The sequence below is a fragment of the Pseudomonas sp. MDV22-iso1 genome (assembly GCF_058145095.1).
Genome location: NZ_JBYVMF010000001.1, coordinates 138233 through 150562 on the forward strand (window position 1 = coordinate 138233; position 12330 = coordinate 150562).

Genomic DNA, 12330 nt, shown 5'->3' on the forward strand with positions numbered 1-12330 from the left:
CGCCAGTATCGCGATGGTTTATGACAGTGCAGTGGCGAAGTGATGGCATTGCGATGACGATACAGAGTCGTTTGAAAACCCTTTTCCAGAGCACTGCGGTCGGATAGGTCGTGTAGGTTGCTGCGCGATAAGCGATACTCGCCAAGCTTTCACGCATTAGGTGAAGAGGAATTTATGCCGCTGCAACGACTGGAAAACCTGTCCGACATTTCACCGCGCAACTGGGATGCCCTGGTGCCGGACGCTCAGCCGTTTCTGCGTCACGCCTTCCTCAGTGCCCTGGAGGACAGCGGCAGCGTTGGCCCTCATACCGGCTGGCAACCCGAGCATTTGTTGCACATCGAGGGCGATCGGCTGATCGCTGCGCTGCCCGCTTATCGCAAGTGGCACTCCTACGGCGAGTACGTCTTCGATCACGCCTGGGCGGATGCCTGCGAGCGTGCCGGCATCGACTATTACCCCAAGTTGTTGACTGCGGTGCCGTTCAGCCCGGTCAGTGGTCCGCGGCTGTTGGCGGCCACGGTGGAAGACGGCTTCGAACTGCTCAAGAGCCTGCCGGGATACCTTGAGATCGAAGGGCTTTCCAGCGCCCACATCAACTTCACCGATCCGTTCACCGACGCCGCATTGGCCGAGCAACCGGGCTGGCTGCAGCGGATTGGCTGTCAGTATCACTGGCAGAATCGCGGGTACCGGGATTTTCAGGATTTCCTCGACGTCCTCAGTTCGCGCAAGCGCAAGCAGATGCGCAAGGAGCGCGAGCAGGTGGCGGGGCAGGGTATTGATTTCGAATGGCTCGAGGGATCGCAACTGACTGAGGTGCAGTGGGATTTTGTCTATGCCTGCTACGCCAATACCTACGCGGTGCGTCGGCAAGCGCCGTACCTGACGCGGGCGTTTTTCAGTCTGCTGGCCGAGCGCATGCCGCAAGCCATACGTGTGGTGTTGGCCAAACAAGGCTCACGGCCGGTGGCAATGGCCTTCAGCCTGGTGGGCGGTGGCAGTTTTTACGGACGTTACTGGGGCTGTCTGGCGGAGTTCGACCGCTTGCACTTCGAGACGTGTTTCTACCAGGGCATGGATTACGCAATTGCCAATGGCTTTCAGCGCTTCGACGCAGGGGCTCAAGGCGAGCACAAATTGATACGTGGCTTCGAACCGGTGATCACCCATTCCTGGCACTACTTGCGGCATCCAGGCCTGAAGGCGGCGGTCAAAGACTTCCTGCACCAGGAGCGTTTGGGGGTACTGGCCTATGCCGAAGAAGCGAGGACCGCGCTGCCTTATCGGCAAGCGTGATCCTCGCGCCGGGGGCTAGGTGCCTTCCTTGCCCAGCCAGCGGTATGCCACGCCGCCAACCACGGCGCCGAGCAGCGGCGCTACCCAGAACATCCACAACTGCGCCAAGGCCCAGCCGCCAACGATCAGTGCCGGGCCGGTACTGCGGGCCGGGTTGACCGAGGTGTTGGTCACGGGGATCGAGATCAAGTGGATTAGCGTTAGCGCCAGGCCGATGGCGATGGGCGCCAGCCCTGGCGGTGCTCGCTTGTCGGTGGCACCGAGGATGATCAGCACGAACATTGCCGTCATCACCAGTTCGCAGACAAAACCTGCGGCCATCGAGTACTTGCCGGGTGAGTGTTCGCCGTAGCCGTTGGAGGCCAGGCCCGCTGACAGATCGAACCCTTCTTTGCCGCTGGCGATGTAGTAGAGCAGCGCGGCGGCAATGACCCCGCCGATCACCTGGGCAATGATGTAGGCCGGCAATTCCTTGGCGGGGAATCGACCGCCGACGAACAAACCAACGGAAACGGCGGGGTTGAGGTGGCATCCGGAAATATGGCCAATGGCGAACGCCATGGTCAGCACCGTGAGGCCAAACGCCAGGGCCACACCCAGCACCCCGATTCCAAGCGGAGAAGACGCGGCCAGAACCGCACTGCCGCAACCCCCCAACACCAGCCAGAACGTACCTAACAACTCAGTGACTGAACGTTTGAACAGAGACATGAGAGCGTCCTTGATAGGCTTCCTATCGAGACTGCATCGAGTTATGCATCCTGCAAACTTACGACAGGCTCATCTCCAGAACCTTGGCTGAGTACAGCAGGGTTTTTACGGAATGCCAGTCGTAGAAAAACCGCCAGAGCCCGTGATGAAAGGCGTGTGGCGGTTTAACAGGGGGACGCAAATCCCTGTGGGAGTGAGCCTGCTCGCGATTGCGGAGTTTCAGTCGACGTAAATGTCGAATGTTAATCCGCTATCGCGAGCAGGCTCACTCCCACCGGAACAGCAATGAATGCAGCTCAGTCGATCCCCACAAACCCACCCGTCTGATGCTGCCACAACCGCGCATACAGACCGCCATGGGCCAGCAGTTCCGCGTGGCTGCCGGTTTCGGCGATCTTGCCGTTCTCCAGCACCACCAGCCGGTCCATCCGGGCGATGGTCGAGAGCCGGTGGGCGATGGCGATCACGGTTTTACCCTGCATCAAGGTTTCCAGGCTCTCCTGAATAGCGGCTTCGACTTCCGAGTCCAGTGCCGAGGTCGCTTCGTCCATGATCAGGATCGGCGCGTCCTTGAGCAGCACACGGGCAATGGCGATCCGTTGCCGTTGTCCGCCCGAGAGTTTCACCCCGCGCTCACCGACATGCGCGTCAAAACCGGTTCGACCCTCGGCGTCCGACAGCAGCGGAATGAACTCGTCGGCACGGGCTTTGTGCACCGCTTCCCAGAGTTCGGCGTCAGTGGGGTCGGGCTTGCCGTACAGCAAGTTGTCGCGGATCGAGCGGTGCAGCAGCGAGGTGTCCTGGGTGATCATGCCGATGCGCTCGCGCAGGCTTTCCTGGCCAACGTCGGCGATGTTCTGACCGTCGATGAGTATCCGCCCGCCCTCGACGTCGTAGAGACGCAGCAGCAGGTTCACCAAGGTGGATTTACCGGCACCAGACGGACCGATCAGGCCAATTTTCTCGCCGGGTTTTATCGTCAGATCGAGATCGCCGATGATTCCGCGTTTCTTGCCGTAATGGAAATCGACGTGTTCGAACCGCACTTCACCACGGGGCACGGTCAGCGGTTTGGCCTGATCGCGGTCGGTGACGCTGACCGGTTGCGCGATGGTCTGCAAACCGTCTTGAACCATGCCGATGTTTTCGAAGATGCCGTTGACCACCCACATGATCCAGCCGGACATGTTGACGATGCGAATCACCAGGCCCGTCGCCAGGGCAATCGCCCCGACCGAGATCAGTGATTGCGTCCACAACCACAGCGCCAGGCCGGTGGTGCCGACGATCAGCAAGCCGTTCATGCTCGTGATCACCACATCCATGCTGGTGACGACGCGGCCGGCGAGCTGGGCTTTGACGGTCTGTTCTTCGATGGCTTCCTTGGCGTATTGCTGCTCGAAGTTGGTGTGGGCGAACAGCTTCAGCGTGGTGATGTTGGTATAGCCATCAACAATGCGACCCATGAGTTTGGAGCGCGCATCGGAGGACACCACCGAGCGCTCCTTGACCCGAGGGACGAAGTAGCAGAGCGCGCCGATGTAGGCGGCGATCCAGGTCAGCAACGGGATCATCAGGCGCCAGTCCGCCTCGGCGAACAGCACCAGTGAACTGACCGCATAGATCAGCACATGCCAGAGCGCGTCCACCGCTTGCACGGCCGAATCGCGCAGCGAGTTACCCGTCTGCATGATGCGTTGGGCGATGCGGCCGGCGAAGTCGTTCTGGAAGAAATTGAGGCTCTGTTTGAGCACGTAACTGTGGTTCTGCCAGCGAATCAGGCTGGTCATGCCGGGGCTCAGCGTTTGATGCACCAGCAGGTCATGGAGGCCGACGAATATCGGCCGAAAAACCAGGGCAACCACCGCCATCCAGGCCAGCTCGATGCCGTGTTCCTGGAAGAAATTGACGTTGGGCGTGCCTTGGGTCAGGTCGATGATGCGGCTCAGGTAGCTGAACAGTGCCACTTCGATCAGTGCACCGATCAAGCCGACGACCAACAGGGCGGCGAAACTCGGCCAGACCTGCTTGAGGTAATAGGTATAGAAGGGGAGAACCCGGTCCGGCGGAGCCGCCGTCGGTGCGTCGCGGAAAATGTCGATCAGTTGTTCGAAACGGCGATAAAGCATCGGATCTCCGCCCGCGCTCGGGCTTTTCCTTGAACAGTGTGAGCGACGCCGCCATACGGTCGCCGCTCATACATCGGGTGAAGCTTAGTCGATGACCTTGGCCGACTTGATGAACACCGGATCGGCTGGCACGTCTTTCATGCCGCCGCGGCTGGTGGTCGGCGAATTGACGATGATGTCCACAATGTCCATGCCTTTGACGACCTTGCCGAAGACTGCGTAGCCATCACCCTGGTCGAGGAAATCGTTGTCCTTGACGTTGATGAAGAACTGGCTGGTGGCCGAATCCGGCGCCGAGGTACGGGCCATGGACAAGGTGCCACGAACGTTGACCAGGCCATTCTTGTGCTCGTTCTTGATCGGCGCCTTGGTTTCTTTCTGTTGCATCTGTTGAGTGAAACCGCCGGCCTGGACCATGAAGCCCGGGATCACGCGGTGGAAAATCGTGTTGTTGTAGAAGCCGCTGTTCACGTAATCAACGAAGTTCTTGGTACTGATCGGTGCCTTGACCGGGTCCAGTTCGATTTCGATCTGGCCATTGGTGGTTTCCAGCAGCACATGGGGAGCCTTGGCAGGCGTCGCGGCCATCAGGTTGGCGGCGAACAGAACGGTGCCAGCGGCGAGGGCGATTTTTTTCAGCATGGGTCAGTGATCCTGAGTGGGGTGGTGTCGACTTCGGTGAGAAACTCGAGCAGGGTTTGATTGAAGTGTTCCGGCTGATCAAGCGGCGTGGCGTGGCGTGAATCGGCGATCACCACCAGTCGCGCATTGGGCAGCAGTTTTACGTAATTCTCTTTTAGCGCGACCGGTGTGTAGTCACGGTCGGCGCTGACGATGAGGGTTGGACAGGACACCTTCGAAAGTCGTTCCTGAACACCCCAACCGACAATGGCATCGAAGCTGGCGAGATAAGCATGTTTGTCGTTTTTTGCCCAGCGCTCGGCCATTTTTTGACGAAGAGCGGCTTGTTGCGGCTTGGGAAACAACTTGCCGCCCAAGGCCTTGCCGATGGTCTCCAGGCTGAGGACTCGCATCAGGCTCCAGCGTTTGAACCACTGCCAGTAATCGTCGCGGCTGCGCAATTTGACCTGGGGCCCGCTATTGACGATGCACAGGCTTTTTAACAGTTGCGGCTGATCGACTGCCAGCTGGAAGCCGATCATCCCGCCCATGGACAGTCCCACGTAATGTACGGGGCCCAGGTTCAAGTGCTCGATGAGTGCCACCAGATCCGCGCTGAACCCGGCGATGCTGTAGCGCTCGCGCGGCTTGTCGGAGCGTCCGTGGCCGCGCACATCGGGTACGATCACCCGGTAGCGGGCTGACAGCACCGGGATCTGCATCTCCCAGTCCAGGGTGCTGGAGCCGAGACCATGGACCAGCAGCAAAGGGGTGCCGTGGCCGTATTCCTCGTAGTGCAGGTTGCAACCTTCGTGTTCGAAATAGGCCATGCAGTCACTCCATGTCAGGCTTGTTCAGGGGCGGCAAACGGCGCATCCAGTGGCGCGGTGTCAAAGGTACGCAGCAGGTCGATGAGAATTTGCGTTGCCGGGCCCAGGGGTTTGTCCTTGTTCGAATACAGATAGAAGCTTGGATTACGACTTCCACCCTGATCCAACGGTAGCAGCTTGAGCGAACCTTCCTTGAGTTCCCGTTCGATCATATGCCGAGGCAGCCAGGCGAAACCCAACCCGCTGCTGACAAATGTAGCCGCCGTGGCCAGGCTGCCCACGGTCCAGCGCTGTTCGGCACCGAGCCAGCCGACGTCCCGTGGCTGTTGGCGACCGGAGTCGCGGATCACCACTTGCATCTGGCTTTCCAGGTCCTGGAAGTTCAGTTCGCGCTTAAGCCGATGCAAGGGATGATCGGGATGAGCGACGGCGACAAATTCGACGTCGCTCAACTCCGCGCCCAGATATCCGGGAATACTGAAACCGGTGATGGCCAGGTCGGCCACGCCTTCGAGCAACACTTCTTCCACACCCGACAAAACTTCTTCGCGCAGCCGCACCCGGCAGCCACGGCTTTGCGGCATGAACGCGGTCAGGGCGCGCACGAGGCGGGCGCTTGGGTAAGCGGCGTCGACCACCAGCCGCACCTCCGCTTCCCAGCCTTGCTCCATGTGGTGGGCCAGGTCTTCCAGCTGACTGGCCTGCTTGACCAGTTGCCGGGACCGGCGCAGCAATACGCCACCCGCTTCGGTCAACACGGCCTTGCGGCCATCGATACGCAGCAGCGGCACGCCGAGCTGGTCCTGCATGCGCGCCACGGTATAGCTGACCGACGATTGCGAACGGTGCAGCGCTTCGGCGGCCTGGGCGAAACCTCCGTGATCGACCACGGCCTGTAGCGTTCGCCATTGATCAAGGGTCACGCGGGGCGCTTTCATGTTGAGCTCCTCTTGTCCTAAGCTGGCGGTCCTTACTGGAGACTGCCGAATGAAAAAACTTTGTTGTGTCGTGTCAGGTTGCGTACTGCTGGCGATGCTGCCGCTGACGGCTTTTGCTTATCCGATCGATGTGCAGAAACAGTTGAATGGTTTGAGCATCGACTACAACGCCTACGACACGGATAACGACATCGCGTCCATTCAGGTCAACAACTACGGCACCACCGATGCGACCTGCAAGGTGGTTTTCAGCAATGGCCCCGAAGCGCCCCGCACCCGCAAGATCGATGTGCCGGCTGGCAAACACAAAAATGCGACTGCCAAGTTCACCCGCACCATCATCAAAATGCGCATCGACCTGACCTGCACGCCGAAATAGCACCGAATCCGGAGGCCGAGGAAGATTTTGTGGGAGTGAGCCTGCTCGCGATAACGGTGTGTCAGGTGCAGAGATGTTCATGACACACCGCTATCGCGAGCAGGCTCACTCCTACAGGATCTATGCCCAACCTTATCGGTGTGCTCTGCTTATAAACGAATTTATTGATGGGTTATAGCAGTTATTTGCGCTTTTTCATCGATATGGTTCTGTTTAACCTTCACTCCATCGCCTTACAGCATTCTCAGATGGAGCCTACATCCCATGTCACGCGTTCTGATCATCGAAAGCAGCGCCCGTCAGCAAGACTCGGTTTCCCGTCAACTGACCCAGACCTTCATCAGCCAATGGAAAGCCGCGCACCCGGCTGACCAGATCACCGTACGTGACCTGGCCGTCAACCCGGTGCCGCACCTGGACATCAACCTGTTGGGTGGCTGGATGAAGCCTGCCGAGCAACGCAACGACATCGAACAGGCGTCGCTGGAACGCTCCAACCAGCTGACTGACGAACTGCTCGCCGCCGACGTGTTGGTCATGGCCGCGCCGATGTACAACTTCGCGATTCCGAGCACCCTCAAAGCCTGGCTCGACCATGTGCTGCGTGCCGGCGTGACCTTCAAGTACACCGACACCGGCCCTCAGGGTTTGCTCTCTGGCAAGCGTGCTTATGTCCTGACTGCACGCGGCGGTATCTACGCTGGCGGTCCGGCGGATCATCAGGAACCGTACCTGCGTCAGGTTATGGCGTTCATCGGGATTCACGACGTGACCTTTATTCACGCTGAAGGCATGAACCTGGGTGGCGACTTCCAGGAGAAGGGCCTCAACCAGGCCAACGCCAAGCTTTCGCAAGTCGCCTGACCGTTTAATCGCCAGATAATCGCTGAATGTTCTAGTGACCTGGCGCAACCCTTCAAGCCTGTACGCGCATCGACCTCCCTTTGCACTTGTTGCTCCTGAGTGCTGCAGCCCGATTGAACGCTTTAGCGAGATCGGGCTTTTTTTTGCCTGCAATTTAGTGAAACGGCACAGATCCCCTGTGGGAGCCGAGCTTGCTCGCGATGGCGGTGTGTCACTGGGTATCAATAGTGGATGTGCCGCCGTCATCGCGAGCAAGCTCGGCTCCCACAGGGTTTAGGGGTTCTCGCGATAACGGGCAAAACCCGCTATCGTCGCCGCCATTCAAAATGAGGCGCACATGGGCTATCTACTTTTTGTCACGCTGATTCAGGCGTTTTCCTTCAGCCTGATCGGCGAATACCTGGCCGGGCATGTCGACAGTTACTTCGCAGTGCTGGTGCGTGTGGTGCTGGCGGGACTGGTGTTCATTCCCCTGACCCGCTGGCGGTCGGTGGAACCCGCATTCATGCGCGGCATGTTGCTGATCGGTGCGCTGCAGTTCGGCGTGACGTACGTCTGCCTGTACCTGAGCTTCCGCGTGTTGACGGTGCCGGAAGTGTTGCTGTTCACCATCCTCACGCCGTTACACGTGACTTTGATCGAGGACGCGCTGAACCGGCGCTTCAATCCGTGGGCGCTGGTGGCGGCGTTGGTGGCGGTGCTCGGCGCCGCGGTGATTCGCTACGACCGGATCAATCCGGACTTCTTCATGGGCTTTGTGCTGCTGCAACTGGCCAACTTCACCTACGCCGCCGGGCAGGTGCTTTATAAACATCTGGTGGCGCGTCACCCGAGCGATCTGCCCCATTACCGGCGTTTTGGTTACTTCTACCTGGGTGCACTGGCGGTGGCGTTGCCGGCATTTCTGCTGTTCGGCAAACAAAATTTCCTGCCCGAAGCGCCTCTGCAGTGGAGCGTGCTGGTGTTCCTGGGCCTGGTCTCCACCGCGCTCGGGTTGTACTGGTGGAACAAGGGCGCTTGTATGGTCAACGGCGGCACGCTGGCCGTGATGAACAATCTGCATGTGCCGGTGGGGTTGCTGATCAACTTGCTGATCTGGAATCAGCATGAGGAATTGGGGCGGTTATTCTTCGGCGGGATGGTGATTCTGGCGGCGGTGTGGATCAGCCGGCTGGGTATCAAACCACACGTTCAACCCGTGTAGGAGCTGGCGCAGCCTGCGATCTTTTGATCTTGAAAATCAAAAGATCGCAGACTGCGCCAGCTCCTACAGGGTTTTTCAGCGGTCACATGATGTGTTTTTCTTGCTCGGGGATGTGGCTTGCGCCGAGCATTGCCGGAAGTAAACCGGCCCTGAGGTCTCCACCGCTGGGCTGCTGATAAAGGCTCAAGCCGAACTCCGGAAGCACCGCCAGCAGGTAATCGAAAATATCCCCCTGGATCCGCTCGTAATCAGCCCACGCCGTGGTGCCAGTGAAGCAGTAAATCTCCAGCGGTATGCCCTGCGCCGTGGTCTGCATCTGGCGGACCATGCAGGTCATGTTCGGCTGAATCTCCGGGTGGCTCTTCAAATACGCCAGCGCGTACGCGCGGAAAGTGCCGAGGTTGGTCATCCGCCGGCGGTTGGCCGACATTGCCGCGACATTGCCCTGTGCTGCGTTCCAGGCCTTCAGTTCGGCCTGCTTGCGGCCGATGTAGTCCGTCAGCAGGTGCACCTGAGACAGGCGCTGCTCCTCGTCATCACGCAGAAAGCGCACGCCGCTGGCGTCGATGAACAGACTGCGCTTGATCCGGCGGCCACCGGACTGCTGCATGCCGCGCCAGTTCTTGAACGACTCGGACATCAGGCGCCAGGTCGGGATCGACACGATCGTCTTATCGAAATTCTGTACTTTCACCGTGTGCAAGGTGATGTCCACCACATCGCCGTCGGCGCCGACTTGCGGCATCTCGATCCAGTCGCCGACCCGCAGCATGTCGTTGCTGGTCAGCTGCACGCTGGCGACGAACGACAGCAGGGTGTCCTTGTAGACCAACAGAATCACTGCCGACATGGCGCCCAGACCGGACAGCAGCAACAACGGCGAACGATCGATCAGCGTGGCAACGATGATGATCGCGCCAAACACATACAAGACCATTTTTGTCAGTTGTATGTAGCCTTTGATCGAACGCGTGCGGGCGTGTTCGGTGCGTGCGTAGATGTCCAGTAGCGCGCTGAGCAGGGCGCTGAAGGCCAGCAGCAGGAACAGGATGGTGAATGCCAGCGCGACGTTGCCGAGGAAAATCAGGCTGGTCTTGCTCAGCTCCGGCACCAGATGCAGGCCGAACTGAATCACCAGCGACGGCGTCATTTGCGCCAGTCGATGGAAAACCTTGTTGTGGCGCAGGTCGTTCAGCCAATGCAGGGCCGGTTGGCGGCCGAGCAACTTGGCTGCGTGTAAAATCAGGTAACGCGCCACTCGTCCGAGGACCAGCGCAATCACCAGCAACACTATCAGTGCCAGGCTTGAATGCAGGAGCGGGTGCTGATCAAGCGCCCCCCAAAGGTCTTGGACGTTGAGCCAGAGCTGTTTGATATCCATAAGCAAAAACGATTCTTCTGTAGGACGCGACAGGGCGATTAGAGCATCTAAGACGCTTTGTATTACGTTTGGAGACAAATCAGGCAACAAAAAAACCACTGATTAGCGCCGTTTGTATAAAGAAACTCGGCCTCGGCGCTCGAAACCGTTACCCTATGCAGCTGTTTTTTTGTATTTCTTCGAGGTAGCACCCGTGTTTTCCCAATTCGCCCTGCACGAACGCCTGCTCAAAGCCGTGGCCGAGCTTAAATTTGTCGAGCCAACGCCTGTGCAAGCAGCGGCTATTCCGCTGGCGCTCCAAGGGCGTGACCTGCGGGTGACAGCGCAAACCGGTAGCGGCAAAACCGCTGCTTTCGTTTTGCCGATCCTCAACCGTCTGATCGGTCCGGCCAAGGTTCGCGTCAGCATCAAGACCCTGATCCTGCTGCCGACCCGCGAGCTGGCCCAGCAGACCATCAAGGAAGTCGAGCGCTTTGCGCAGTTCACGTTCATCAAGTCCGGCCTGATCACCGGCGGTGAAGACTTCAAGGTCCAGGCCGCCATGCTGCGCAAGGTGCCGGACATCCTGATCGGCACGCCGGGCCGGATGATTGAGCAACTGAACGCCGGCAACCTCGACCTGAAAGAAGTCGAAGTACTGGTGCTCGATGAAGCCGACCGCATGCTCGACATGGGCTTTGCCGAAGACGTCCAGCGTCTGGTCGAAGAGTGCACCAACCGCCAGCAGACCATGCTGTTCTCGGCCACTACCGGTGGCTCGGGCCTGCGCGAAATGGTTGCCAAGGTGCTGAACAATCCAGAGCACCTGCAACTCAATAACGTCAGTGACCTGAATGCGACGACCCGTCAGCAGATCATCACGGCTGACCACAACCAGCACAAAGAACAAATCGTGAACTGGCTGCTGGCCAACGAGACCTATCAGAAGGCCATCGTGTTCACCAACACCCGTGCCATGGCAGACCGCATCTACGGTCGCCTGGTGGCTCAGGACTACAAAGCGTTTGTCCTGCACGGCGACAAGGACCAGAAAGACCGCAAACTGGCGATTGACCGTCTGAAACAGGGCGGCGTGAAGATCCTGGTTGCCACCGACGTTGCTGCTCGCGGCCTCGACGTGGAAGGTCTGGACCTGGTCATCAACTTCGACATGCCACGCAGCGGCGACGAATACGTTCACCGTATCGGTCGTACTGGCCGTGCCGGCAACGATGGCCTGGCCATTTCGTTGATCTGCCATGGCGACTGGAACCTGATGTCGAGCGTCGAGCGCTACCTCAAGCAGAGCTTCGAGCGCCGCACCATCAAGGAAGTCAAAGGCACCTACGGCGGGCCGAAGAAGGTCAAGGCTTCGGGCAAGGCTGTTGGCGTGAAGAAGAAAAAGGTCGACGCCAAGGGCGACAAGAAGAAAACCGGCGCCAAGGCGCCCACCAAGCGCAAGATCGCCAATCGGCCGAAGACCGACGCCTTGTCGCTGGTCAGCAAGGACGGCATGGCGCCGCTCAAGCGCCGCAAGCCAGAAGCGCCGGCGGCTGAATAAGCACGTGTAGCGCCCCATAAAAAAACCCGGACCGATGTCCGGGTTTTTTTACGTCAAAAGATCGCAGGCTGCGCCAGCTACTGCAGCGAATTGCAATCTCATGTACGAGCTGGCGCAGCCTGCGATCTTTTGATTTTGCCTTTAGCCTTCAGCCTTCTTCTCAGCTGAACCCAATTCCTTCAGCCGCTGATCAATCAACTGACATTTGTCCGGCAAATCTGCGCTGGCCGTTCCCAGGTCCATCTTCTGCAATTCGGCATTGATCTCCTTGGCTTTGGCGGGATTCTGCTCGGTCAGCTTGGTGACTTCCTTGGCCAGCTGTTCGCGTTTGGCGGTAGCTTCCTCGGGCGTGCAAGCCCAAACGGGCAGGGCGCAGGCGAGGGTGGCGGCGAGGGTGAGTTTCAGCAGGGTTTTCATGGGCAGGCCTCAGTTCC

Annotated in this window: 11 protein-coding genes and 1 pseudogene; 5 read left to right on the forward strand and 7 right to left on the reverse strand. The window is 59.1% G+C overall.

The genetic code is table 11. The features are described from left to right. Positions 1–174 precede the first annotated feature (174 nt). Positions 175–1299 carry a GNAT family N-acetyltransferase gene (locus AC3ZVB_RS00605; RefSeq protein WP_490145519.1) on the forward strand — a complete coding sequence of 375 codons (1125 nt, stop codon included), beginning with the start codon at positions 175–177 and terminating at the stop codon, positions 1297–1299. Positions 1300–1314: 15 nt separating this feature from the next. On the opposite strand, the gene aqpZ is transcribed toward AC3ZVB_RS00605, so the two are convergent. From aqpZ to AC3ZVB_RS00630, 5 genes and pseudogenes are all read right to left on the reverse strand, one after another. Next, positions 1315–2010, reverse strand: a complete 696-nt coding sequence (gene aqpZ / locus AC3ZVB_RS00610) for an aquaporin Z (protein WP_490145520.1) — start codon at positions 2008–2010, stop codon at positions 1315–1317. A gap of 296 nt (positions 2011–2306) precedes the next feature. Then, entirely contained in the window at positions 2307–4139 is a 1833-nt protein-coding gene (locus AC3ZVB_RS00615; RefSeq protein WP_490145521.1) for an ABC transporter ATP-binding protein, read from the reverse strand. An 84-nt stretch (positions 4140–4223) separates the two neighbouring features. Beyond that, positions 4224–4781 carry a peptidylprolyl isomerase gene (locus AC3ZVB_RS00620; RefSeq protein ID WP_490145522.1) on the reverse strand — a complete coding sequence of 186 codons (558 nt, stop codon included), beginning with the start codon at positions 4779–4781 and terminating at the stop codon, positions 4224–4226. A 3-nt stretch (positions 4782–4784) separates the two neighbouring features. Then, positions 4785–5590, reverse strand: a pseudogene (locus AC3ZVB_RS00625) (alpha/beta fold hydrolase). Positions 5591–5604: 14 nt separating this feature from the next. Further along, the gene (locus tag AC3ZVB_RS00630; RefSeq protein WP_490145523.1) at positions 5605–6528 is read right to left on the reverse strand and encodes a PA3225 family LysR-type transcriptional regulator; all 924 of its coding nucleotides are present in this window, start codon (positions 6526–6528) and stop codon (positions 5605–5607) included. Positions 6529–6577: 49 nt separating this feature from the next. Here AC3ZVB_RS00630 and AC3ZVB_RS00635 point away from each other — a divergent pair, with 49 nt between their 5' ends. The 3 genes from AC3ZVB_RS00635 to AC3ZVB_RS00645 all read left to right on the forward strand — a co-directional run bounded on the left by AC3ZVB_RS00635 (position 6578) and on the right by AC3ZVB_RS00645 (position 8975). Further along, entirely contained in the window at positions 6578–6907 is a 330-nt protein-coding gene (locus tag AC3ZVB_RS00635; RefSeq protein ID WP_162436886.1) for a 3-phosphoglycerate kinase, read from the forward strand. A 264-nt stretch (positions 6908–7171) separates the two neighbouring features. Next, the gene (locus AC3ZVB_RS00640) at positions 7172–7771 is read left to right on the forward strand and encodes an FMN-dependent NADH-azoreductase (protein WP_162436885.1); all 600 of its coding nucleotides are present in this window, start codon (positions 7172–7174) and stop codon (positions 7769–7771) included. Between the two features lie 337 nt (positions 7772–8108). Next, a complete protein-coding gene (locus tag AC3ZVB_RS00645) occupies positions 8109–8975 on the forward strand; it encodes a carboxylate/amino acid/amine transporter (protein WP_162436884.1) in 867 nt (288 codons plus the stop codon). An 82-nt stretch (positions 8976–9057) separates the two neighbouring features. Here the strand turns inward: AC3ZVB_RS00645 and AC3ZVB_RS00650 are convergent, their stop codons facing one another. Beyond that, a complete protein-coding gene (locus AC3ZVB_RS00650; protein ID WP_162436883.1) occupies positions 9058–10356 on the reverse strand; it encodes a mechanosensitive ion channel family protein in 1299 nt (432 codons plus the stop codon). A gap of 193 nt (positions 10357–10549) precedes the next feature. Between AC3ZVB_RS00650 and AC3ZVB_RS00655 the strand changes: the two genes are divergently transcribed. Then, positions 10550–11896, forward strand: coding sequence for a DEAD/DEAH box helicase (locus tag AC3ZVB_RS00655; RefSeq protein WP_090181378.1), 1347 nt, complete (start codon positions 10550–10552; stop codon positions 11894–11896). A gap of 141 nt (positions 11897–12037) precedes the next feature. Here AC3ZVB_RS00655 and AC3ZVB_RS00660 read toward each other — a convergent pair whose 3' ends face one another. Further along, positions 12038–12313: a hypothetical protein gene (locus tag AC3ZVB_RS00660; protein ID WP_162436882.1), complete on the reverse strand. Its 276-nt coding sequence runs from the start codon at positions 12311–12313 to the stop codon at positions 12038–12040. Positions 12314–12330: the final 17 nt, after the last annotated feature.